Origin of the sequence: Actinoplanes subglobosus (assembly GCF_042650585.1) — a bacterium.
Taxonomy (GTDB): domain Bacteria; phylum Actinomycetota; class Actinomycetes; order Mycobacteriales; family Micromonosporaceae; genus Actinoplanes; species Actinoplanes subglobosus.
Window position 1 is genome coordinate 523,869 of the sequence record NZ_JBHSBL010000024.1, and the last position, 23,490, is coordinate 547,358.

Consider the following 23,490-nt stretch of genomic DNA (forward strand, 5'->3'; position numbering starts at 1 on the left):
GTCACCCCTCCGGTGCTTGCTCGTAGGTGACGGTCAGTTCATCGTCTTTCACGTCGACCCGGATCTCCGCGCCGTCCCGGGCGTCCCCGGCGAGCAGTGCCCGGCCGATGCGGGTCTCCACCTCACGGGCGATGAAGCGGCGCAGCGGCCGGGCGCCGTACACCGGATCGAATCCCTGCCGGGCGATGAAGCGCTGTGCCTCGTGGGTGACCCGCAGCGTCATCCGCCGCTCGGCCAGCCGCTCGCGCAACTCCTCGAACATCAGGTCGACGATGCGCTCGATCTCCGGCTGGGTGAGCGGCTTGAACAGGACGATGTCGTCGGCCCGGTTGAGGAACTCGGGCCGGAAGTGCCGGCGCAGCTCGCCCATGACCAGTTCCCGGCCCTCGGGCTTGATCTCGCCGGCGTCGGAGATGCCTTCGAGCAGATACTGGGAGCCGATGTTCGAGGTCATGATGAGCACGGTGTTGCGGAAGTCGACGGTACGGCCCTGCGCGTCGGTGAGACGCCCGTCGTCGAGCACTTGCAGCAGCGTGTTGAAGACGTCCGCGTGTGCCTTCTCGATCTCGTCGAACAGCACCACCGAGTACGGCTTGCGCCGGACCGCCTCGGTGAGCTGCCCGCCCTCCTCGTAGCCGACGTATCCGGGCGGCGCCCCGACCAGCCGGCTCACGGTGTGCCGTTCCTGGTATTCGCTCATGTCGACCCGGACCATGTTGTCCTCGGTGTCGAACAGCGCCGCGGCCAGCGTACGCGCCAGCTCGGTCTTACCGACGCCGGTGGGACCGAGGAAGATGAACGATCCGATCGGCCGGCGCGGGTTCTTGATGCCGGACCGGGCCCGGATGATCGCGTCGGTGACCGACTGCACGGCCTCGTCCTGTCCGATCACCCGCTCGTGCAGGATCTGATCCAGGCGAAGCAGTTTCTGGCGTTCGCCCTCGGTCAGACGGCTGACCGGGATGCCGGTCCACCGGGCGACGATGCCGGCGATCTCGGCCTCGGTGACGACCTCACGGAGCAGCCGCTTGCCGCTCTGCTTCGCGGTGAGCCGCTGCTCCTCGGCTACCAGCCGGCGTTCCAGCTCCGGCAGCCGGCCGTGCCGCAACTCGGCGGCCCGGTTGAGGTCGTAGCCGCGTTCCGCCTGTTCCGCCTCGTGCCGGATCTGCTCGATCTCCCGGCGCAGGTCCTGGACCCTTCTCAGGGCCTGCCGTTCGGCGTCCCATTGGGCGCGCAGCGCGTCCACTTCGGCGCGCAGGTCGGCGAGTTCCCGGCGGAGCTGGTCGAGGCGCGCCAGGCTGGCCGAGTCGTCCTCCTTGGACAGAGCCGCCTCCTCGATCTCGAGGCGGGTCAGGCGCCGGGTGAGCTGGTCGAATTCGGCCGGCATCGAGTCGATTTCGGTTCGCAGCATGGCGCACGCCTCGTCGACCAGGTCGATGGCCTTGTCCGGAAGGAACCGGTCGGAGATGTACCGGCGGCTGAGGACCACCGCGGCGACCAGCGCGGCGTCCTGGATCTTCACGCCGTGGAATACCTCCAGCCGTTCCCGCAGCCCGCGGAGGATCGAGATGGCGTCCTCCTCGGTCGGCTCCTCGACGAGCACCGGCTGGAAGCGGCGCTCCAGCGCCGCGTCCTTCTCGATGTGCTTGCGGTACTCGTCCAGCGTCGTCGCGCCGATCATGTGCAGTTCGCCGCGGGCGAGCATCGGTTTGAGCATGTTGCCGGCGTCCATGGCGCCCTCCGAGCCGCCCCCGGCGCCGACGATCGTGTGCAGCTCGTCGATGAACAGCAGGATCCGGCCCTCGGCCGCCTTGACCTCGGAGAGCACGGCCTTGAGCCGTTCCTCGAACTCGCCGCGGTACTTCGCGCCGGCCACCAGGGAACTCATGTCCAGCGCGAACACCACCTTGTCCCGGAGTCCCTCGGGCACGTCGCCGTTGGTGATCCGCTGGGCCAGGCCCTCCACGATGGCGGTCTTGCCGACGCCCGGCTCACCGATGAGCACCGGGTTGTTCTTGGACTTGCGGGACAGGATCTGAATCGTCCGGCGGATCTCGCCGTCACGCCCGATGACCGGGTCCATGGTGCCCGCGGCGGCGTCGGCGACCAGGTCACGGCCGTACTTGGCCAGCGCCTCGTAGGCCACCTCCGGCATCGCCGAGGTCACCCGCTGGTTGCCCCGGATCTTCGTCAGCTCCTGGAGGAAGCCGTCCCGGGTGAGCCCGGCGTCGCTGAGCAACCGGCCGGCGGTGGAGCCCCGCCCCTCCTGCAGCATGGCGATCACCAGGTGCTCGACGGAGACGTACTCGTCCTTGAGCCGTTTCGCCTCGCGATCGGCGGCGTCGAACAGCTGGGACAGGCGCTGGGTGACGAAGACCTGGCCGGGCGCCGCGCCGGGTCCGCTGACCCGGGGACGCCGGTTCAGTTCCGCCTCCACCTGCTCCCGAAGTTCGTCCACGTCGACGCCGGTCGCCGCGAGCAGCCGGGGCACCAGCCCCTCGGGCTGCTCGATCAGGGCGAGTAGCAGGTGCTCGACGTCGATCTCGGTGTGGCCGAACCGCAGCGCCTTGGTCTGGGCGTCGTGCAGGGCCTCCTGCGATTTCTGGGTCAGGCGGTTCAGGTCCACGGTCTGCCTCCGATGCGTCGAGAGGTCGTGTCACGAAGTTCGCGCTCGAGGGCGGCCACCCGGTCGAGGAGGTCGATCACGAGGCCGAGGGCGGCATAGTTGACACCCAGGCCGGCGCGCAGGCGCCGAACGCGGGCCAGAGCGAGCACCTGATCACCGTCGAACCACAGGTTTCCGGCGTCGTCGCGCTCGGGCTCGAGAAGGCCCAGCGTGACGAGCCGTCGCACCATCTCCGGGTGCACGCCGCCGGTATGGCAGAACGCGGTCAAGCTCTGCCGGCCGAGCGTGTGCCTCGATCTCCGGGCGAGGGGGTAGGTCATGGCTGCCTCCGCGGATCGAAGGTGGAGACCGCGGCGAGTTGCTCGAACAACCGCCGTTCCTCGTCGGACGGTTCGGCCGGGACCATGATCCGGACCTCGGCGTAGAGGTCACCCGGACGGCCGCGGGGGTCGGGCAGCCCGCGTCCCTTGAGCCGCAGCCGCCGGCCGCTGGACGTGCCCCGGGGAACCCGGACCTTTCCCTCGCCGCCGGGGGTGTCCACCGCGACGGACGCGCCGAGCGCGGCCTCCCACGGCGCCAGCGGCAGGGTGACGGTGATGTCGCGTCCGTCGACCCGGTACCGCGGGTGCGGTGCCAGCCGCACCACGAAGTAGAGGTCGCCGGCCGTGGCGCCGTCGCTGCCGCGGCCGCCCTGGCCGCTCAGCCGGATCCGCCGGCCGTCGGTCACCCCGGGCGGAATCGTCACCTCGAGCGTGCGGCTGCCGTTCGGGCCGGACAGCGTGACGGTCCGGCGGCCGCCGGCGTACGCCTCCTCGACCGACACTTCGAGCTCGGCCTCCTGGTCCGCGCCCGGGACGGGGCCGAAGCCACCAGCGCCGCGGCCGCTGAACATGCCGCCGAACAAGCTCTCCAGGTCGATGTCCCCGAAGTCACCGGACCCGGAATACACGTGCTCCGCCGGACCGCCGCCGCGACGCGCGCGTCCACCGCCGTGAGCCCCCGCGCCGGCCCGCGCGCGTGCCCACGTCTGCCGATCCATGTCCGGCGGCACCTGGCGGAAGTCCGGGCCGAAGGCGTCGTAACGGCGCCGCTGCTCCGGATCGGAGAGCACGTCGTACGCCTCGGAGACGTCCTTGAACCGCTCCTCCGCGTCCGGATCCTTGTTGACGTCGGGGTGATATCTGCGGGCCAGTTTGCGATAGGCCCGCTGCAGCTCGTCGGCGCTGACGTCTCGGGAGACGCCCAGGGTGTCGTAGAAGTCGCGGGACGGTGCCATTCAGGAGCCCTTCGCCACGACCACCGCGGCGGGCCGCAGCGGACGCTCGTCAGTGCCGTAGCCGGGCCGGACGACCTGCATGATCGTGCCCGGCACGGCGTCGGTCGCCGGCAGCACCGCCACCGCCTCGTGCCGGCTCGGGTCGAACGGCTCGTTCAGGTCGTCGCGCAGCGGATAACCGAGGTCGGCGAGCACGGTCAGTGCCTGTTGGCGGACGGCCTCCAGCCCTGCGATGATCGACGCCGGATCGGCGGTGGCGTGCTGCAGGGCAAGTTCCACGTTGTCGAGGACGGGCAGCCATCGCGCCGCCACCCGGGCCCGCTCCTCCTCGCGCTCGCGGTGGACGTCGCGGGCCAGCCGCTTACGCAGGTTGTCGTAGTCGGCCACCGCCCGCCGATAGCGCTCGTCCGACTGCGCCAACTGGGCACGCAGCTCGGCGGTCTCGTCCCGGCCCTCCGGGGTCGCACCGTCGGCCGCACCGGTCGCGGCCGGCTCCCGTTCCTGTTCGGTCATCGTCGGTCATCCGGTCGTGAACTCGGCGTCGATCACGTCGTCGTCATCCTGCGTGCCCGACGAGTCGCTCCGTGAGGATGAGCCGCCGTCCGCCGGGCCCCTGCCGGCACCGGCGCCGAGGCCGTGGTAGACCTGTTGCAGTTCCGAGGTCAGTGAGCGGAGCCGGTCGAGCGGCGCGTCGTCCTTGATCGCCTGGCGCGCGTCGCTGACGAGCATCTCGGCGCGGCCCTTCTCATGCACGGGTACCGCATCGCCCAGCTCGTTCAGCCGTCGTTCCACCTGGTACGCCGCCGAGTCGAGCTCGTTGCGGGCGTCGATCATCTCGCGCAGCCGGGCGTCCTCACCACGATGGCGTTCGGCGTCCTGGACCATCCGGTCGATCTCCCCCTTGTCCAGGTTGGAGCTCTCGCTGATGGTGATGCGCTGCTCGGCACCGGTGTCCTTGTCCTTGGCGGATACGTTCAGGATCCCGTTGGCGTCGATGTCGTAGGTGACCTCGATCTGCGGCTCGCCCCGTGGCGCGGGCCGGATGTTCTCGAGCCGGAACCGGCCGAGCACCCGGTTGTCGTCCGCCTTCTCCCGCTCGCCCTGCAGCACCACCACGTCGACGGCGGGCTGGTTGTCGGCTGCGGTGCTGAAGGTCTCGGACCGCCGGGCCGGAATCGTGGTGTTGCGCTCGATGACCTTCGTCATCACGCCACCCTGCGTCTCGATGCCCAGCGACAGCGGGGTGACGTCGAGCAGCAGAACGTCCTTGACCTCACCTTTGATGATCGCGGCCTGCAGCGCCGCGCCGAGCGCAACGACCTCGTCCGGGTTGACCGTCATGTTCGGGTCCTTGCCGCCGGTGAGCCGGCGGACCAGCTTCTGCACGGCCGGGATCCGGGTCGAGCCGCCGACCAGGATGACCTCGTCGATGTCGTGCGCGGTCACCTTCGCATCCGACATGGCCCGCTCCACCGGACCCAGGCACCGCTCGACGAGGTCGCTGGTGAGGTCGTCGAATTTCGCCCGTGTGATGGTCGTGTTGAGGTGCTTGGGGCCGTTGGCGTCGGCCGTGATGAACGGCAGGTTGATCGTCGTCTGGGTGACCGACGACAGCTCCACCTTGGCCCGCTCGGCGGCCTCGAAGAGCCGCTGCAGAGCTTGGGGGTCACGGCGCAGGTCGACACCCTCGGTCTTCTGGAACTCCTCGGCCAGGTGGTCGACCAGCCGGCGGTCGAAGTCGTCGCCGCCCAGATGTGTGTCGCCGGCGGTGGAGCGCACCTCCACCACGCCGTCACCGACGTCCAGGATGCTGACATCGAAGGTGCCGCCACCGAGGTCGAAGACCAGGACGGTCTCGTGTTCCTTCTTGTCCAGGCCGTACGCGAGCGCTGCCGCCGTCGGCTCGTTGATGATCCGCAGCACCTCTATCCCGGCGATGCGGCCGGCGTCCTTCGTCGCCTGGCGTTGTGCGTCGTTGAAGTAGGCCGGCACGGTGATGACGGCCTCGGTGACCCGCTCACCCAGGAACTTCGACGCGTCCTCGATCAGCTTGCGCAGCACCTGGGCGGAGATCTCCTCGGGCGCGTAGAGCTTGTCTCTGACCTTGAACCGGACCGCGCCGTCGGGGCCGGGGACCACGTCGATCGTCACCGTGGTGAGCTCGCTGGACACCTCGTCGAAGCGGCGTCCGATGAATCGCTTCGCCGAGTAGATCGTGCCTTTGGGATTGAGAATCGCCTGACGGCGGGCCAGTTGACCGACGAGTCGCTCGCCCTGTTCGGTGAAGGCGACCACCGACGGGGTCGTCCGTGAGCCCTCCGCATTCGCTATGACCGTCGGCTGTCCGCCTTCCACTGTCGCGATCACCGAGTTCGTGGTGCCGAGATCGATGCCGACTGCCTTGGGCATGGCTCTCTCCTCCAACAACGCAGGTGGGGTTGAGATGTCCGTGAGACGCATGGCCCGGGATGCACACGGGTGGCCGCCTCCTCCTCTTCAGAACACCAGCGGCTGCCACCGGATGTCGATTGGCAGATCTGCCAATCCGGCCGGCGGCGGGCCGCCGGGCGGGCGGCTCGAGCCACCCGAGACGTTCGAACCCGGCTCAGGCTTCCGCGCCGCGCCACGACGGCGGGACGGGGACCGGCGGGACGACCCGGCCGGCCCCGGCCGACCGGCGCCACAGGACGAACAGCCAGGCGATTCCGATGATCGAGATGATCGCCAGACCGGCCCATTGCATGACCGAGAACAGGTTGACCTGCTCCACGCTGGGCTCGACCAGCCAGCCCTGCGGCGACGGGCGCAGCTGTTCACCCTCGGTCAGTTGCAAGGTCAGGTACAGCGCGATGCTGTGCATCGAGTCCCACAGGCCGTGCAGGACGGAAACGCCGAGGTACGCCAGGATCAGCCGGCCGGTGATGGCGAAACGGCCGTGGCCGCGCCGCGAGGCGGCGAACAGCACCCCGCCGAGGATGGCGGTCCAGAGGCCGTGTCCGACCGGCGCCAGAAGACCCCGGATCAGCTCGGTCTGCACCAGCTGGACGATCGACAGCCCGTCGACGGTGAACAGGGCGGTGAAGGCGTAGCCGGCGGACTCGAAGGCGGCGAAACCGAAACCGACGGCCGCACCGAGGATCATCCCGTCGCGCAGCGACCGGGTTTGCAGGTGCCGGGTCAGCACCATCAACGCGACGAGTTTCACCGCTTCCTCTATCAGCCCTACGCCGAAGAACAACCACGGCGAAGGGTCCAGCAGGTACGCCTCGAGCACCGAGGCGCCGAGCACACCCAGGACACCGCCGGTGAGGAACGTCGAGAACACCAGGCCCGCGGTCAGCTCGCCGGTGTCCCGGCGTTCGAACGCCCACGCGACGAAGGTCACCGGCACGAGGAAACTGCCGAGCAGGACCAGCGTGGGGATCAGATTCGGGTTGCCGGTAAGAAAGATGATCACCACTGTGGCCAGCCAGAGCGCCAAGCCGACGAGCAGGATGCGCAGCCACGTCCGGCGTGTCCGCTGCGGGACGCTTTCCTGGTCACGTACGACCTCGATCACCACAGACCTCCTGTCGAGAACGACTGTCGGTGGTGCCGCATCAGGTGGTCCATCAGGGGGGTGTGATCGCCTGGGACCGCGGCACGTCCGGTGTTCTCAGGATCACCGGCCCAGGGGGCGACGTCGATTGGCATCATTGCCAATGCCGTCGCCGCAGACGCGCTCCGCGTCGATCATGAAGGGCGACCAGCTCGGGCCCGGCGGGTCTGCCGATCCGCTGCTTTTTCGCGGTTTGCCGTGGGTCGGGGTGGGTACGCCGCCCGTCCCGGGGTTCGGCGCCGCTCGGCCCGGCGTGAGGAGGTGAGCGCCGTGACCGAGTTGCTGGCAGAGGCGCTGGAGCTCGCGGCAGAGATCAACCGGGTGACTCCGGCCGGCGACAACCCGGCCGAGGACCTGGGGGTGATATGGGATCCGATGAGACGGCTTGTTCCGTTCGCCGCCGCGTGGATCGGCCTGCTCGACACCGATCAGCGCCGCTACACGACGGTCTCGTCCGTCGGCCACGATCCTGTGAGCCGCGCGTACATGGAATCGGAGGAGCTGACGGAGCTGAGGAAGAAGTTGGGTCTGCTTCAGGGATGCCGGCCCTTGCGCCTGCAGGACGCCCCGCCGCACACGGTGGAGCTGCCGTGCTGGTCCGAACACTGGTGGCCGACCGGATTCCGGGAGGGAGTGGCCGTCCCGCTCGTCACTCCGGACGGCCGTCATCTCGGCTTACTCGGGCTGCACACGGACACGGCGAGCCAGCCGACCGTCGAAGCCCGGGACGCATTGGGTGCGATCGCGCATACGATCACCGCCGTTCTGGACCCGATGAACTCGCTGGCCGGGCTGGCGCGGTTGATCCACGGAGCAACCGCCGCCGCCGCCGTCGACTGCCGAGGCGCCGTCACCCCGCTGCCCGGGATGGCCATCGACTCCCTGCTCACCCGATGTCCCGACGTCGTGAGCACCGCGGTCGACGGCCTGACCGACCGGGTCCGATACATGGCGTTCCTCTACCCGGTCGCTGCGGACGACGGCCCGGAGCACTACGTCCGGGTGACCGGCCTCGCCTGTCCACCGGGCAGGTCGGACGACCTCGCCGGGCTCGTGGTGACCTCGCCCCCGGACGACCTCTGCGCCTTGACGCTCCGGGAACTGGTCGTTCTCGGCCTGGTGATCGAAGGGCACGCCAACCAGGGCATCGCCGATCGCCTGTTCATCACCGCCCGGACCGTCGCCGCTCACCTCGAGCACATCAGGACGAAGCTGCGCGCACCTACGCGTACCGCCGCCGCGGTGCTGGCGATGCGCCGTGGTCTGTACATCCCGTACCGGCTCATCGATGTCCGGACGGGCACGTCGCGTGTGGTGGCGGTCACCACCGGCGGGTGATCCGATGCACCGTCCGGCCGGAAGGGGTTCCGGAGAACTCCGGTTCCGGAACCTCGCGTTCTTGTTGACGTCTGTAAGTTAACTTTCCTAACCTTTGCTGACCCGGACAGAAGGGTCACATCCCCATGAAGATCAGAAAAGTCCTCGCGGCCGCCCTCACCCTCGCCACCTCGGCGATCGGGCTGGCCGCGGCGCAGCCCGCGTCGGCCGTGGTGCTGCCCGACGGCTTCAAGAGCGTCGGCTACATGCCGTCCTGGGCGGGCAGCGTCACCGCCGTGCAGTACTCGAAGCTGACCCACATCAACTACTCGTTCGCACTGCCCAACGCCAACGGCACCCTCCAGCCGATCGAGAACACCGCCAAGCTCCAGCAGCTCGTCACCCTCGGCCACCAGAACAACGTGCGCGTCTCCCTCGCCGTCGGCGGCTGGAACGACGGCAACGACTCCGCCTTCGAGAGCCTCGCCGCCAACGCCGGCACCCGCACCACGTTCGTCAACTCGCTGATGTCGGTGGTGCGCCAGTACAACCTGGACGGCATCGACATGGACTGGGAGTACCCCGACCCGGGCGCGTCGGCCAACAACTACACGGCCCTGATGGGGCAGCTCAGCACCGCCCTGCACAACGAGGGCAAGCTCCTGACCGCCGCGGTGGTCAGCGAGGGCGGTACGGCGAACGGCGTACAGCCGGCCGTCTTCGGTTACGTCGATTGGCTGAACATCATGGCCTACGACGGCGGGAGCCCGCACGCCAACTACGACTGGTCGATCGCCGCGGCCAACTTCTGGAAGAACCGGGGACTTCCCACGGCCAAGACGGTCCTCGGGGTGCCCTTCTACAGCCGGCCGGGCTACTTCACGTACGCCCAGCTCGTCGCCCTTGATCCGGCCAACGCCAACCGTGACTGCACGACGGCGGGCGGGGCGCAGCAGTGCTACAACGGGCTGCCGACGATCCGCCGCAAGACCCAGTGGGCGATGGCCAACGCCGGCGGCATCATGAACTGGGAGCTGAGCCAGGACGCCACGGGGGCGAATTCGCTGGTCAGCGCCATCTACGAGACCGTGATGGGCGGCACCGGGCCGGTCGGCCGGTCCGGGCGGATCACCGGGCTCGGCGGCAAGTGCGTCGACATCAACGCGGCGAGCAGCGCCAACGGTACGGCCGTCCAGCTCTACGACTGCAACGGCACCGCCGCGCAGACCTGGACGATCGGCACCGACGGCACCATTCGTGGCCTCGGCAAATGCCTGGACGTGAACGCGGCCGGCACCGCCAACGGCTCACTCGTGCAGATCTACGACTGCAACGGCACCGGCGCCCAGGGGTGGCAGTCGTCATCGGACGGCACGCTGCGCAACCCGGCCAGCGGCCGCTGCCTGGACGTGCAGAACAACAGCTCCGCCAACGGCACTCGACTGCAGATCTGGGACTGTTTCGCCGGTGCCAACCAGCGGTGGACCCTACCCTGATCGATACCTTCTCCGGCATGCCGGGTTGCACCCTGGCATGCCGGGTCGGTAGAGATGCGCGGATGAGAACGTTCGCGCGCGGTGTGATGACGATGAGCCTGATGCTCACGATGGCGGCCTGCACCGCACAGGAGCGGGCCGCCCCGACGCCCGACCGGCCCACAGTGACCGAACCGGGCGGGGCGGAGGTGCCCGCCCTGACCGCGAGCACCGTGCGTGCCTTCACCGGCACCACCGACGGGGCCCCGTTCGACGAGGCCCGGCAGGTGCAGGCCCCGCCCGGGTGGACCGTGACGGTGTGGGCACGGATCGACAAGGCCCGCCTGCTGGCGTGGACCCCGGATCGGCAACTGCTGGTGTCGCGGCCCAAGTTCGGTGACGTGCTGGCGCTGACACCCGGCGCCGAGGGGACCGCACCCGCCCAGCGCACCCTGCTCAAAGGACTGAACCAGCCGCACGGGCTGGCCTTCGCCGGCGACACGCTCTACGTGGCCGAGAGCGACCAGGTCAACACCTTCACCTACCGCAACGGGCAGGTCAGCGGCCGGAAGATCGTGATCGGCGGGCTGCCCGACGACAAGAGTCCCGACCTGCGCGGCGCCTACTCGCACGCGCTCAAGAGCGTCGCGATCGGCAAGGACGGCAGCATCTACGTGTCGGTCGGGTCGACCGGCAACATCTCGGCCCAGGACCGGGACGCCACCCCACAGCGGGCCACGATCCTGAAGACCCCGCCCGGCGGCGGCACCCCGACCGTGTTCGCGCGCGGCGTCCGCAACGGCACCGGACTGGCCGTCGACCCGGACGGCGCGGTGTGGACGGCGGTCAACCACCGCGACAACATCCAGTACCCGTACGAGCGCGACTACGACGGTGACGGCGCCAAGGACAACGGCGACGTGATGCAGTCGTACGTCAACGACCACCCGATGGAGCAGCTCGCCCGCCTCACCGAGGGGCGAGAGCTGGGCTGGCCGTACTGCAACTCCGAGCCCGACATCAACCCGGGCGACCCGGACTCGCCGCTGAGCTACACCGGCCGCCCGTTCGTGAACGACCTCGAGACCAACGTGGACGGCTCGAAACTCGACTGTGCCAAGCTGCCCCCGTCCGAGCAGGGGATGGGCGCCCACTCGGCGCCGCTCGGCCTGTCCTTCGTGTCGGGGCCGGGCCTGGCCGGAGGGTACGGCGCGGGCGCGCTCGTCGGCGTCCACGGCTCGTGGAACCGCAACCCGCCCCGCCCGCCGGAGGTGTCGTTCTACGCCTGGCGCAACGGCACGCTCGGCCCGCAGCAGACCGTGCTCACCGGTTTCCAGAACCCGGACGGCACCCGCTGGGGCCGGCCGGTGATGGCGGTGCAGGGCCCGGACGGCGCGATCTACGTCAGCGACGACCACGCCGGCGCCGTCTACCGGGTCACCGCCTCCTGACGGTCACACCGTCGTCGGTTCCAGCAGTTCGTCGAGCCACGCGGCCGGTGCGGTCCGGAACCCGTCGTCGACGGGGACGGCCGCGCCGGTCAGCGCCCGCCGCCAGGACAGCGCCCGCGACACCCGGGTGACCCGGCAGGCCAGGGTGGCCGACCGGCGCAGCGTCGCCCGGTCGGCGAGATCGGTCCACGGCTCCAGGTAGGCGTCACGCAGCCGGGCGATCACGGCCGGCCGTTCGGCGGGATCCAGGGCGTCGTGCATGACGTTGAGTGTCACCAGCAGCGTCCCGAACGGATGCCCCGTGCTGGCGTCACCCCAGTCGAAGAACCGCAGGTCGGCGAAGACGTTGTTGTCGTGCAGATCGTCGTGCTGCAACGCGGCCGGCACACCGTCGGCGGCCAGCTCGGCACACCAGCCGGCGAACTCATCGGCCAGCGCGGGCACCGCCGGATTCACCGCGGCGCGGAGGTCCGGGTCGGCGAGAAGACCGGCCAGGAGGCCGGGAAGAGCAGAAACCCGCTGATCGGGTACGCCCAGAGCATGCAACCGATCGACATGGGCGACGGTGGCCCGTTGCAGCACGGCGTAGGCCTGGAGCATCGCGGTCCACGTCGTGATCCGGTCGTCCACCGTCAGGGTGTCCCGCAGCGTCGGCCCCGCGTCGGCGGTGAGCAGCCAGCCCTGTCCAACGTCGACGGCCAGCGGCGCGAGGGTGGTGCCGGGCACGATCCGCGCCAGTTCGGCGGCGAGCCCCGCCTCGTACCGGCATGCGGTGATGTTGGCCTTGAACCACCGCGTCCCGTCGGCGGTCGGCGCCCGGTGGGTGACCGACCAGGGCCGGACCCGGACCTCCTCGATCTCCCCGGTGACCGGGGTCCCCAGCGCGTCGAGCCGGCCGCGCACCCAGCCGTGCGCCGCATCCCGCCAGGCCGGATCGTTCCAGTCGTTGTCACGCACGAAGGCACCCTACGGCGGCGTCCGGACGACGGCACCCGGATTCCGGGTGCCGCCGGGGTGCGGTGCGGCCGGGGCCGCCGTCGACGGCGACCCCGGCGGTGCGGTCAGCGGATCCGGCGGCGGTCGCCCAGGCCGTCGTCGATCGGCAGGTCCGCGGCCAGCGGCTTGGCCAGGGTCGTCGCCGGGACGCCGGCCCAGCGGCGCAGCATGGTCGTCGCGGCGGCCGAGTCGGCCGGGTTCAGCCGGGCGATGTTCGCGCCGTGGTTGGCACCCGGCGCGACATACAGTGCCGAGTCGCGCCGGCTGGGCGCGAACCGCTCGGCACCCCACGGGTCGTTCTCGCCGTAGATGAACAGCATCCGCTCCGACTGCGTGCGCACCCACAGGTCCACATCGATCATCGGCAGCGGGTTGTGCGGGCGGCGCAGCTCCTTCGGCAGCGAGGCGTTGGCCGTGTAGAGGTTCGGGTAGTTGCGCAGCCCGCGCAGGTGCTCGAACTTCAGGCTCGGCCAGCCCAGCTGCGACGCCGCCTGGAAGTAGTACGGCCAGTAGTACTCCAGTGCCTGGTCGGTGTAGAAGCTCCAGCCCGCGACGGTGTCGATCCAGGTCCAGATCTCGTCGTCGGAGGCGGTCGCGAGCGGGACCTCGGCGCAGTCGGCGGCCAGGCTGTACTGCCAGAACGCCCACACCGAGTCGAGCACCGTCATCTCGAACGAGCGGTCGGCGGTCCCGATCGTGCGCTCGAACGTCCAGCCACTCTCGGCCGCCGCGGCCTCCAGACGCGGCACCAGACGGTCACGGCGCAGCAGCGCCTGCCGCTGGACCTCGTCGAGATTCTTCCGGCAGTCGGCGGTGCCGACCACATCGAAGAAGCGGTCGTACGCACGGTCGGCCGGATTGACCACGTCGTTCGGCGCGACGTAGGCGACCACGCCGTCGACGTCCTTCGGGTAGAAGCGCCGGTGGTAGACGCTCGTCATTCCACCCTTGCTGCCACCGGTCTGGATCCACTTGGTGTCGTAGATCGACTTGAAGGCGCCGACGATCCGGTGCTCGTCGGTCGCCTCCTGCCAGATGTTCAGATCCGACCAGTCGGCGTCGGCGGGCCGCGACGGGGTGAAGAACCGGTGCTCGACGGAGATCTGGTTGGCACCGAGCAGGGCGGTCGGCTCGGTCTGGGTGGCGCGCGGGTTGGCGGCCAGGCCGTAGCCGTTGGTGAACAGCACGACCGGCGCGGTCTCGGACCGGTGCAGCAGCGTCAGGCGCTGCTCGAACGTGCCCTGACCGGGGTGGCGGTGGTCGGCCGGCTGGCGGTAGGTCATGACGAAGAACCGGTAGCCGGTCCCCTGCGTCTGGGAGGTGATGGTAAGCCCCGGGATGGCCGTCAGCTGGTCGAGCAGAGGGTCATCGGCGGCACGGGCGGCGGTGGCCGGTGATAGGACCACGAGCAGAGAGGCCAGTACGGCCATCAGGCGAAGTCTCACGCCGGACACCATATCGACTGCCGGCTATCGGTGCCGCCTCGGTCGATCCCCGCTTCGCGCCCTGGCAGGATGGGCCGATGCCGCCGCAACGCCAGATCCGCGCCGACTTCGACGCCGGCACGATCGTGATGTACCAGGCGTACCCGCCGGCGATCGCCGACGCCGCACTGGCCGCCGGCCGTTTCGTGGCACCGTTCTCCTTCACCCGCATGACCTGGATCAAACCGTCCCTGCTGTGGCTGATGCACCGCAGCAACTGGGCGCGCAAACCCGGTCAGGAGCGGATTCTTGCGGTACGGATGACGCGCACCGGATGGGAGGAGGCGTTATCGCAGGCCGTGCTCACCGCACCCGAGCCGGCGATCCACGGCAGCGCCGCGGCCTGGGCCAAGGAGTTCGAGGCCGCTCGCGTGCACGTCCAGTGGGATCCGGAGCGGACCCTGCGGGGTGCGGCGCTCAACCACTACAGCATCCAGGTGGGCGTCGGCCGTGCCCTGATCGGCGCCTTCGCCGAGGAGTGGGTCGTCGGCCTGACCGACCTCACGCCGATCGTGCACCGCATCGACACCCTGATCCGTTCCGGTCACGCGGCCAAGGCCCAGCGGCTGCTGCCGCCGGAGCGGCCCTACCCCCTGGACCCGGTCATCGCCCGGACCCTCCACGCCGACCAGCCCCGGTGACGGCGCGAACCGCCTCCACCCTGTCGGCCGGGAGGTCCTCTCGGCCCAGGGCACATGCGATCAGGCCGTTGCGGTATCCGGCGTGCGACACCTGCGGGGCGAGTTCGAGCAGGAGGTCCAGGTCGGCGACGGAGCCCGTGGCGCGTACCCGATAGGCGGCGCCGGCGGCCCGGAGCACAACCTCCTCCGGCTCGTGAACGAGCCCCTGACCGGCCAGATCGGCGGCGGCCCCGAAGTCGCCGTCCTCCGCGGCGAGATCGGCCAGATCGAGAAAGAGCGACCAGTTCGTGGGATCGAGCAGCAGCGCCCGCCGCAGGGCCGCGGCGTTCTCCCGCCGATTGCCGAGCCGGCGCCACGTCCCGGCGCGGACCACCTCGGTGAACATGACCCGCTCCACCGAGTCCGCCCGGTCACACAGGGCCAGCGACTCATCCGTACGCCCGGAGAAGCGCAACAGGATCGCCATGCGTGCCATCGCCTCGGCCGACGGCTCCCGGTCGCACACCACCTCGATCGCCCGGAACCACGGCCCCAGATGCTCACGGACCGTGTCGGTGTCGAGGTCGGTGTGGTACTCGGTGATGGTCAGCGAGGCGTCGGCCAGGCCCGCGGCGGTCAGCCCGCCGAGGAACCGCTCGTCGCTGAACCACGGGGCCGACGCCCAGGCCACCGTCGGCCGGTAGCCGATCACCGAACCGAGCCATCCGGCGGCCGTGTCCATCTCGCCGTCGAGAAAACTCAGGTAGGACCCCACCACGAACTGCCAGAGGTCACCGGGCGACTCGACCGCCGCGGCGACCTCGCCCGGTGAGGTCCGGCGCAGTTCGGCGAGTAGCTCGTACGGCTCGGGATCGGCGGGACTCTCCCTGATCGCCCCGGCCGCGAAAGCCACTGCCTCGGCGGACGAGCCACCACAGTGCGCCATGACGTGCGCGAGTGCGAGCGATGCAGACCTCGACATGGTCACGCACCGTACCCTGACTCGATCTCCCGCAGGTGCTCGGCCAGGGCGGGATCGGCTGCCAGCGACCGGGGATCGACGCTCGCACGGATCAGCCCGGCCTCCTCGTATCCCCGTTGACCGTCGAGGATGACGACGACGAAATCGGCCGGCAGGGAGCTGTGGATCCGGCCCTGCCGAGCGGTTGTGGTCATCGCCCGGCAGACCCGGGCCATGGCGGCGTCGTGGGCGGCGCCGGATTCCCCGGACATCCGCTCGTACCAGGGCCGCATCACTTCACTCGCCGCGTCCAGGACATCCCAGCGCCACTCCGGCGGGACGAACCTCGTCGAATACCCGTCACGGTCATGCACCGCGGTCTCGGTGTTCGCGGCGAGGGCCGGCGGCAGGATCGTCGTGCCGTCGTCGTAGAAGAGGTGAAAGGCCGCCGCGTACAGCGACTCGCCGGGATGCCCGGCGGCCAGCCCCGCCAGTACCCGGCACCCGTTGTCGTGCCAGGCCTCCTCGAATCCGTCCCAGTCCACAGCCGGACGCTACCCGCCAGACCACGAAGCCCAGCGACCCGTCGCTTGTCGTCGGCCTCCCCGAGCGCGTCACTTCCTCGGCCGGCCCCGAACTGCGCACACGTTGGGCCGATCGTGTCCGTTCATCCTCGCTATCGCGCAATGCCACGCGGTTGAGGGATTCCGGGGATCGGCAACACCGACTCGGGTGATCGATATCAACACGAACCGGACGCATGAACTGAAGGACCATCCTGCTTCGCCGGGCTGAGCGGCATCTCCTCCTATCCCGAGGTCGAGGGATGCCTGCTGGTGCGGTGACGCCGACGTCTGCCGGGTCGGCCTGGGCCGATCTTGACCGGATGACCACCGGAAACGGTGGAAAAATGGCCAGGATCCGGCGGGGCGACCGGGTGAAGGCCGACGTTCACCGCACCGGGGGTGATCAACTGCCATCCGGACCCGCCACTCGGGGCGCCCGCTGAGCGGCCCGCGGCCCCTACCGGCGGCCCGCAGCGAGATCGAGCAATCGGACCTGCCCGAGAAGCCTGTTTCAGCAGGGTATAGATCACCCGGACGGGTGTTGCCGACACGCGAAACCTCTTGAGTGCGCGGCATTTGCGTCGGGGCGATTATGTGGGCACACGCAAGCCCAACGTGTGCTCCTGGTCGTCGCGGCTTCCACGACGAGCCCGGCCGCAACCGCGAGGGCTCTGCGCCGTCGCGCTCGGGTCGGGCGGTAACCGGTCGTCAGCGTGATCCGGTGACCCGGGCTCGCCACAGGAGTCGGGCTCAGGCGGTCTGGCGCTCGACCAGCGTCGGATCGTAGATCACCGAGGTCACGCGGGCGTCCGGGTCGTCGAGGCGGGACAGGAGCATGCGGGCTGCCTCGGCGGCCATGTCCTCCAGCGGGTGACGGACCGTGGTGAGGGCCGGGCGGGCGGACAGGGCGGCGCTGCTGTCGTCGAAACCGACGACGGCGATGTCGTCGGGCACGCGGCGGCCCGCGTCCTGGAGGACCAGGAGCGCGCCGACGGCCATCAGGTCGTTGGCGACGAACACGGCGTCCAGCGTGGGGTCGGTGGCCAAGAGCGCGCGCATCGACCGCTCGCCGCTGTCCTGGGTGAAGTTGCCGATCTCCGACGGGATCCAGGCGTGGCCGTGGCGGGCCATCGCGCGCCGGAAGCCGGAGACACGGTCGACGCTGGCCGGCACATCCGGCGGGCCGGAGATCATCACCGGGCGGCGGCAACCGCGGGCGGCCAGGCGGTCGGCGGCCAGGGCGGCGCCGGCCTCGTTGTCGAGGTCGACATAGCTGATCGGGACCGGCTCGGCGGGGCGCCCGATCAGCACCGAGGGGATGCCGGCCTCGGCGAGCAGACCGGGCAGCGGGTCACGGGCCGGCAGTGACAGAACCACGGCGCCGTCGGCCTGCCCGTTGCGCAGGTCGCCGACCAGCCGCTTGTGCCCGTCGGCGCCGACCATCTGGAGCGCCAGCTGCACACCGGCGGGGCGGAGCACGCTCATCAGCCCGCCGACGACCCGCCCGAAGTAGGGGTCGGTGAAGAACCGTGACATGAACGGGTCGTCGTCGTGGGTCTCGCTGTCGGAGACGACCAGGGCCACGGTGCCGGTGCGCCGGGTGACCAGCGACCGGGCCATCCGGTTGGGCACATAGCCCGTCTGGTCGACGGCTGTCCACACCTGCTCGTGGAGCTGTGGGTCGACATTGCGGATGCCGTTGATGACGCGGGAGACGGTGGCCCGGGAGACCCCGGCCACGCGTGCCACGTCCTCGAGTGTGGGCAGCCGCTGGCTCTGCATGCCGCAAGTTATAGCACGCGGAGAGCGGTTTCCGGGGACCCGGTCACAGGTCCGAAACACCGGGTTCCGGAACCGGAAATCATTGACCTTTGTGACATCGGAGCACACGATGGGAAAACGCTCTCCAAGCGCGTTCCCCCCGTCCTCGCACAGACTTGGAGATCAACCGTGCGAAAACGCATCCTGGCGCCGATCGGTGCCACCCTGCTGACCGCCGCCCTGCTGGTGGTGGCCGGCAACCAGTCCGCCCAGGCCGCGGACACCCTGCTCTCCCAGGGCAGACCCGCTCTCGCGTCGTCTCTGGAGAACGGTGAGTCCCCGGCCATCGCGGCCTTCGACGGCCGGGCCGACACTCGCTGGGGCAGCCAGTGGGCCGACCCGCAGTGGCTGCGCGTCGACCTCGGCGCCACGGCCACGATCAGCCAGGTCGTGCTGCAGTGGGAGACGGCGTACGCCAAGGCCTTCCAGATCCAGACGTCACCGGACGGCAACGCGTGGACGTCGATCTACAGCACGACCACCGCGACCGGCGGCACGCAGACCCTCAACGTCAGCGGCTCCGGCCGGTACGTGCGGATGTACGGCACCCAGCGCGGCACCACCTACGGCTACTCGCTGTACGAGTTCAAGGTCTACGGCACGTCCACCGCCACACCGCCGCCGACCGACGGTCCCGGCTATGTCTACGCGAACCCGCCGGTCACCGGGGTGGTCCCGTCCACCGAGATCCCCCCGGCGATGAACCCGCCGGTCACGCACCGTGAGTTCCAGGCGAACTGTTCGGTGAGCCGGGCCAACCTCAACGACGACCCGATCGTCTTCCCCGGGCTGCCCGGCGCGTCGCACTCGCACACGTTCATGGGCAACCGGACGACGAACGCCAACTCCACACTGTCCAGCCTGCAGGCCGGCGGCACGTCGTGCATCACGCCGGGCGACAGGACCGGTTACTGGATGCCGACGCTGCTCAACGGGAACACCGCGGTGCAGCCGGACGGCCCGCAGGTCATCTACTACAAGAGCGGCGTGATCGACTACCGCAGTGTGCGGCCGTTCCCGCCCGGCCTGCGTTACGTGGTCGGCAGCCCGACGGCCACGCAGGACGAGTTCCGTAACGCCCCCGGTGCGGTCGAGGGCTTCGAGTGCGGCAACAGCTCGTTCAACTGGGACATCCCGGCGAACTGCCCGGCCGGTACCCAGCTGAATGCCCGTTACCAGGCGCCGAGCTGCTGGAACGGCATCCATCTGGACTCGCCGGACCACAAGAGTCACATGGCGTACCCGGTCAACGGCGTCTGCCCGACGTCGCACCCGGTGGCCGTCCCGATGATCGAGTTCAAGATGGCGTGGCCGGTCAGCGGGAACATGTCGCAGGTCCGGTTCTCCAGTGGCCGCGGGTTCTCGTTCCACTACGACGTCTACAACGTCTGGGACCCGGCGACGCTGGCCGCCCTGGTGCGGCACTGCATCAACGGCGGGCTGCAGTGCAACCCGCGTGGCTTCGATCAGTACAAGCCGGAGCGCGGCGCGGCGTTGAACGAGAACTACGAGCTGCCCGGATAACAGTTTTTCTAGAGGAGATTCAGAGCGGACTGCCGGGTTCCGGAAATGTGCACGGCGAGAGCGATCGTGCGCGGTTCCTGCCCGGCGGCCCGCTCGCTCTCCGCCAATTTCCGGCTCTGTTCGAGATGGGCCCGCAGGTGCTCGCGGAGTGCCGCGTCGAACGCCTTCCCGCGCAGTGCGGCCGCTGCGGCCACCTGTGACGGCATCACCATGCCGGGCATCGGCATGCCCTTGTGCTGGTTCTCCGCGGGCAGCCCGGCCTCGTCGCCCAGGCGCCGCAGCTCGGTCAGCTCGGCCTCGGTGAACTCTCTGACCTGCGACGCGACGTCGAACAGGTCGGAATCCCGGCCGACCAGGTCGAGCAATGGGAGCAACTCCTCGTCCATCGCGATGTTGATCTCGAGCCATGAGCGGTCGGTGCCGCCGAAGGCCGCGGACGCTGTGGACACGACGGGTGCCGGGGCGACCGGGGCCGGCCCGGCGCATCCGGCCCCGCTGAGCAGGGCGCCCGCGAGAAGGATACGGGGAATCGCATTCACCGGCGCAGTCTCCAGTTCCGGAACTGATTCTGTCAACGCTTTCGTATTGACCCACGGCAACACGGGCGAAACAATCGCTTCGCTTGGAGAGCGCTTTCCGTCCCCTGAGGCATTGGTGTGATCATGTATAGACGCCTGCTCCTTCTCATCGCGCTCGTCGCCGCGACACTGGGCGTCCCGTCCGCCGCCGGCGCGGCCGAGACGCTGCTGTCGCAAGGCAAGACGGCCACCGCGTCCTCCCAGGAGGTCGCCGGCCCCGGATACAGCCCGTCCCTCGCCTTCGACGGCAACACCGGCACCCGCTGGTCCAGCGCGTTCGCCGACCCGCAGTGGATCCAGGTCGACCTCGGCTCGTCCGTGGCGATCAGCCGAGTAGTCCTCCAGTGGGAGGGCGCGTTCGGTCGCGCGTACGACATCCAGACCTCGACCGACGGCAACGCCTGGACCACCGTCAAGAGCGTCGTCAACGGTGCCGGAGGCACCGAGACGCACACCGTCAGCGGCACCGGTCGCTACGTGCGGATGTACGGCACCCAGCGCGGCACCGGCTACGGCTACTCGCTGTGGGAGTTCCAGGTCTACGGCGGCGACAGCGGCCCGGTGAACGACGAGTACACCACGATCTGGACCGACACCTTCGACGGCGCGGCCGGGACCAGCCCGAGCGCCGCGAACTGGCTGCTGCGCACCGGCACCCAGTACCCGGGTGGTGCCGCCAACTGGGGCACCGGCTCGGTCGAGACCGCCAGCAACTCCACCGCCAACGTCCACCTCGACGGCGCCGGGAAGCTCAACATCCGGGCGATCCGGGACGGCTCCGGCAACTGGACCTCCGGCCGCATCGAGACGCAGCGCACCGACTTCGCCCCGCAGGCCGGTGAGCTGCTCAAGTTCACCGCCGTGCTGAAGCAGCCGGACGTGGCGAACGCCGCCGGTTACTGGCCGGGCTTCCGGGCCACCGGCGCCGCCTACCGCGGCAACTTCAACAACTGGCCGAGTGTCGGCGAGACCGACATCATGACCGGCGTCAACGGCCGCGACCAGCTGTCGCAGACGCTGCACTGCGGCACCGCGCCGGGCGGGGCCTGCAACGAGTACGACGGCCGGTCCTCCGGGTTCGCCTCCTGTGTCGGCTGCCAGAGCGGCTACCACGAGTACACGCAGGTCATCGACCGGACGAGGACCGACGAGGAGATCCGGTTCTACCTCGACGGCCGGCAGACCTGGGTGGTCCGTGAGTCGCAGGTCGGTGTCGCGGCCTGGCAGGCGGCCGTGCACCACGGCTTCTACCTGCGCTTCGACCTGGCGATCGGCGGCTCGCTGCCGAACGCGATCGCCGGCCTCACCACGCCGACCGCCGCGACCACCTCGGGTGGCACGCTCAGCGTCGACTCGGTGACGGTGGCCCGCTCGGTGAAGACCACGGCCCCGGCGATGACCGACCCGCCGGTGCCGGCCGGGCCGAGCGTCGTACGGGTCACCGGCTCGCAGGGCAACTGGCAGCTCACGGTCAACGGGACGCCGTGGGAGGTCAAGGGCATGACCTACGGCCCGCCGCAGGGTGCCGCCGACGGCTACATGCGCGACCTGAAGAACATGGGCGTCAACACGATCCGCATCTGGGGACCCGACGCGAACACCCCGTTCCTGCTGGACACCGCGGCCCGGCACGGCATCAAGGTGATCGTCGGGCTGTGGCTCAACCACGGCACCGACTACGTCAACGACACCGCGTACAAGACCGCGGTCAAGGCCGAGATCGTCGCCAAGGTCAACGAGCTCAAGGGACGCTCCGGCGTGCTGCTCTGGGACGTCGGCAACGAGGTCATCCTGGAGATGCAGAACTACGGGCTGGCCGCCGACGTCGTCGAGGCGCGGCGGGTGGCGTACGCCCGGTTCGTCAACGAGGTCACCGAGGCGATCCACGCCGCCGACCCGAACCACCCGGTCACCTCGACCGACGCCTACACCCACGCGTGGACCTACTACAAGCCGTACTCGCCGGCTCTCGACCTGCTGGCGGTCAACTCGTACGGCGCGATCGACACGGTCAAGCGGGACTGGATCGCCGGTGGTTACACCAAGCCGTACATCCTCACCGAGGGCGGGCCGTCGGGGGAGTGGGAGGTGCCCAACGACGTCAACGGGGTGCCGAACGAGCCCACCGACCTGCAGAAGAAGGCCGGCTACACGTACAGCTGGAACGCGATCAAGGGGCACCCGGGTGTGGCGCTGGGCGCGACCGAGTTCCACTACGGCATCGAGAACGACTTCGGCGGCGTGTGGCTCAACACCACGACCGGCTTCTGGCGGCGGCTCGGCTACCACGCGATGCGTCAGGCCTACACCGGGCAGCCGGCGCCGAACACCCCGCCGGAGATCACCGCGATGACGGTCGGCTCGCAGACCGCGGTCCCGGCCGGTGGCACGTTCACGGTCGGCGCCACCGCGACCGACCCGCAGGGCGACCTGATCCGCTACAACCTGATGGCCAGTGACAAGCACATCAACGGCAACCGTGGGCTGCGTCATCTGGCTTTCAGCCAGACCGGCAACGGCACTTTCACGGTACGGGCACCCGAGACCCTGGGCGTCTGGAAGGTCTACGTGTACGCCTACGACGGCCACGGCAACGTGGGCATCGAGCAGCGGTCGTTCAAGGTCGTGCCGCCGCCCGCCCCCGGGACCGAGCTGTCCCGCGGCCGCCCGGTGACGGCGTCGAGCTACCAGCCGACCGGCACCAACGGCCCGCAGCTGCCGTCGTACGCGGTCGACGGCGACTACGGCACCCGCTGGGCCAGCGAATGGGTGGACACGGCGTGGCTCCAGGTCGACCTCGGCTCGGTGCAGTCGTTCAACCGGGTGCGGCTGGCGTGGGAGGCGGCGTACGCGAAGGCGTACACCGTGCAGACCTCCGACGACGGCACCAACTGGCGGACGATCAACAGCACCACGGCCGGTGACGGCGGCTTCGACGAGCTGACGGTCTCCGGCTCCGGGCGCTACGTCCGGGTCAACGGAACCACCCGGGCCACCGCCTACGGCTACTCGCTCTACGAGTTCGGTGTCTACCGGGCCTGAGGTTCCGGAACTTCCCCGGCCGCCGCGGCGGGCGCAGCCCACTGAGCTGGGTCTATGCCTTCCGTGGCGGCCGGGGAAGCGCTTCCCGAGTGTTTCCGGTGCATTGACAGCCCTTTACGCGCGGTTCACAGTGGCGGGCAATAGAGCGCTTTCAC

General features: G+C 69.8%; 18 protein-coding genes. 6 read left to right on the forward strand and 12 right to left on the reverse strand.

What is annotated here, in order from left to right; all coding sequences use genetic code 11:
- Position 1: 1 nt before the first annotated feature.
- The 6 genes from clpB to ACFO0C_RS36625 form a co-directional block, all read right to left on the reverse strand.
- On the reverse strand, positions 2-2,626 hold the full coding sequence (gene clpB / locus ACFO0C_RS36600; protein WP_378071361.1) for an ATP-dependent chaperone ClpB: 2,625 nt from the start codon (positions 2,624-2,626) through the stop codon (positions 2-4).
- Positions 2,617-2,946 (reverse strand): chaperone modulator CbpM, encoded by a 330-nt coding sequence (locus ACFO0C_RS36605; RefSeq protein ID WP_378071362.1) that lies wholly within the window; start codon positions 2,944-2,946, stop codon positions 2,617-2,619. Before ACFO0C_RS36605 ends, clpB begins: the two co-directional genes overlap by 10 nt.
- Positions 2,943-3,902 (reverse strand): DnaJ C-terminal domain-containing protein, encoded by a 960-nt coding sequence (locus tag ACFO0C_RS36610; protein ID WP_378071363.1) that lies wholly within the window; start codon positions 3,900-3,902, stop codon positions 2,943-2,945. Before ACFO0C_RS36610 ends, ACFO0C_RS36605 begins: the two co-directional genes overlap by 4 nt.
- A complete protein-coding gene (locus ACFO0C_RS36615) occupies positions 3,903-4,415 on the reverse strand; it encodes a nucleotide exchange factor GrpE (protein ID WP_378071364.1) in 513 nt (170 codons plus the stop codon). It lies immediately after the preceding gene.
- A gap of 6 nt (positions 4,416-4,421) precedes the next feature.
- Positions 4,422-6,311, reverse strand: coding sequence for a molecular chaperone DnaK (gene dnaK, locus ACFO0C_RS36620; protein ID WP_378071365.1), 1,890 nt, complete (start codon positions 6,309-6,311; stop codon positions 4,422-4,424).
- 196 nt (positions 6,312-6,507) lie between these two features.
- Positions 6,508-7,461: a PrsW family intramembrane metalloprotease gene (locus tag ACFO0C_RS36625; RefSeq protein ID WP_378071366.1), complete on the reverse strand. Its 954-nt coding sequence runs from the start codon at positions 7,459-7,461 to the stop codon at positions 6,508-6,510.
- A 309-nt stretch (positions 7,462-7,770) separates the two neighbouring features.
- Here ACFO0C_RS36625 and ACFO0C_RS36630 point away from each other — a divergent pair, with 309 nt between their 5' ends.
- The 3 genes from ACFO0C_RS36630 (at position 7,771) to ACFO0C_RS36640 (ending at position 11,743) form a co-directional block, all read left to right on the forward strand.
- Positions 7,771-8,838 carry a LuxR C-terminal-related transcriptional regulator gene (locus ACFO0C_RS36630; RefSeq protein ID WP_378071367.1) on the forward strand — a complete coding sequence of 356 codons (1,068 nt, stop codon included), beginning with the start codon at positions 7,771-7,773 and terminating at the stop codon, positions 8,836-8,838.
- Between the two features lie 125 nt (positions 8,839-8,963).
- A complete protein-coding gene (locus tag ACFO0C_RS36635; RefSeq protein ID WP_378071368.1) occupies positions 8,964-10,313 on the forward strand; it encodes a glycosyl hydrolase family 18 protein in 1,350 nt (449 codons plus the stop codon).
- A gap of 62 nt (positions 10,314-10,375) precedes the next feature.
- Complete coding sequence (locus ACFO0C_RS36640; RefSeq protein WP_378071369.1) at positions 10,376-11,743, forward strand: PQQ-dependent sugar dehydrogenase; 1,368 nt, start codon at positions 10,376-10,378, stop codon at positions 11,741-11,743.
- A 3-nt stretch (positions 11,744-11,746) separates the two neighbouring features.
- On the opposite strand, the gene ACFO0C_RS36645 is transcribed toward ACFO0C_RS36640, so the two are convergent.
- A complete protein-coding gene (locus tag ACFO0C_RS36645; RefSeq protein WP_378071370.1) occupies positions 11,747-12,700 on the reverse strand; it encodes a phosphotransferase in 954 nt (317 codons plus the stop codon).
- Between the two features lie 104 nt (positions 12,701-12,804).
- Complete coding sequence (locus tag ACFO0C_RS36650) at positions 12,805-14,184, reverse strand: S28 family serine protease (protein ID WP_378071371.1); 1,380 nt, start codon at positions 14,182-14,184, stop codon at positions 12,805-12,807.
- Between the two features lie 77 nt (positions 14,185-14,261).
- Here ACFO0C_RS36650 and ACFO0C_RS36655 point away from each other — a divergent pair, with 77 nt between their 5' ends.
- The gene (locus tag ACFO0C_RS36655; RefSeq protein WP_378071372.1) at positions 14,262-14,864 is read left to right on the forward strand and encodes a DUF4291 domain-containing protein; all 603 of its coding nucleotides are present in this window, start codon (positions 14,262-14,264) and stop codon (positions 14,862-14,864) included.
- On the opposite strand, the gene ACFO0C_RS36660 is transcribed toward ACFO0C_RS36655, so the two are convergent.
- From ACFO0C_RS36660 to ACFO0C_RS36670, 3 genes are all read right to left on the reverse strand, one after another.
- Positions 14,827-15,825: a hypothetical protein gene (locus ACFO0C_RS36660; protein WP_378071373.1), complete on the reverse strand. Its 999-nt coding sequence runs from the start codon at positions 15,823-15,825 to the stop codon at positions 14,827-14,829. The genes ACFO0C_RS36655 and ACFO0C_RS36660 overlap by 38 nt on opposite strands.
- A gap of 2 nt (positions 15,826-15,827) precedes the next feature.
- Positions 15,828-16,349, reverse strand: coding sequence for a hypothetical protein (locus ACFO0C_RS36665; RefSeq protein ID WP_378071374.1), 522 nt, complete (start codon positions 16,347-16,349; stop codon positions 15,828-15,830).
- Positions 16,350-17,120: 771 nt separating this feature from the next.
- Entirely contained in the window at positions 17,121-18,152 is a 1,032-nt protein-coding gene (locus ACFO0C_RS36670; protein WP_378071375.1) for a LacI family DNA-binding transcriptional regulator, read from the reverse strand.
- 168 nt (positions 18,153-18,320) lie between these two features.
- Here ACFO0C_RS36670 and ACFO0C_RS36675 point away from each other — a divergent pair, with 168 nt between their 5' ends.
- Positions 18,321-19,715: a DUF1996 domain-containing protein gene (locus ACFO0C_RS36675; protein ID WP_378071376.1), complete on the forward strand. Its 1,395-nt coding sequence runs from the start codon at positions 18,321-18,323 to the stop codon at positions 19,713-19,715.
- Between the two features lie 8 nt (positions 19,716-19,723).
- On the opposite strand, the gene ACFO0C_RS36680 is transcribed toward ACFO0C_RS36675, so the two are convergent.
- Positions 19,724-20,254 carry a DUF305 domain-containing protein gene (locus ACFO0C_RS36680; RefSeq protein WP_378071377.1) on the reverse strand — a complete coding sequence of 177 codons (531 nt, stop codon included), beginning with the start codon at positions 20,252-20,254 and terminating at the stop codon, positions 19,724-19,726.
- Between the two features lie 123 nt (positions 20,255-20,377).
- On the opposite strand from ACFO0C_RS36680, the gene ACFO0C_RS36685 reads away from it, so the two are divergent.
- Positions 20,378-23,335 (forward strand): discoidin domain-containing protein, encoded by a 2,958-nt coding sequence (locus ACFO0C_RS36685; RefSeq protein WP_378071378.1) that lies wholly within the window; start codon positions 20,378-20,380, stop codon positions 23,333-23,335.
- Positions 23,336-23,490 lie beyond the last annotated feature (155 nt).

What these genes read in the sequence shown, in the direction of transcription:
- dnaK (WP_378071365.1), bottom strand. Translation starts at nt 6,311, where the DNA reads ATGCCCAAGGCAGTCGGCATCGATCTCGGCACCACGAACTCGGTGATC.
- ACFO0C_RS36615 (WP_378071364.1), bottom strand. Translation starts at nt 4,415, where the DNA reads ATGACCGAACAGGAACGGGAGCCGGCCGCGACCGGTGCGGCCGACGGT.
- ACFO0C_RS36610 (WP_378071363.1), bottom strand. Translation starts at nt 3,902, where the DNA reads ATGGCACCGTCCCGCGACTTCTACGACACCCTGGGCGTCTCCCGAGAC.
- ACFO0C_RS36635 (WP_378071368.1), top strand. Translation starts at nt 8,964, where the DNA reads ATGAAGATCAGAAAAGTCCTCGCGGCCGCCCTCACCCTCGCCACCTCG.
- ACFO0C_RS36660 (WP_378071373.1), bottom strand. Translation starts at nt 15,825, where the DNA reads ATGTCGAGGTCTGCATCGCTCGCACTCGCGCACGTCATGGCGCACTGT.
- ACFO0C_RS36670 (WP_378071375.1), bottom strand. Translation starts at nt 18,152, where the DNA reads ATGCAGAGCCAGCGGCTGCCCACACTCGAGGACGTGGCACGCGTGGCC.
- ACFO0C_RS36685 (WP_378071378.1), top strand. Translation starts at nt 20,378, where the DNA reads ATGTATAGACGCCTGCTCCTTCTCATCGCGCTCGTCGCCGCGACACTG.
- ACFO0C_RS36605 (WP_378071362.1), bottom strand. Translation starts at nt 2,946, where the DNA reads ATGACCTACCCCCTCGCCCGGAGATCGAGGCACACGCTCGGCCGGCAG.
- ACFO0C_RS36655 (WP_378071372.1), top strand. Translation starts at nt 14,262, where the DNA reads ATGCCGCCGCAACGCCAGATCCGCGCCGACTTCGACGCCGGCACGATC.
- ACFO0C_RS36640 (WP_378071369.1), top strand. Translation starts at nt 10,376, where the DNA reads ATGAGAACGTTCGCGCGCGGTGTGATGACGATGAGCCTGATGCTCACG.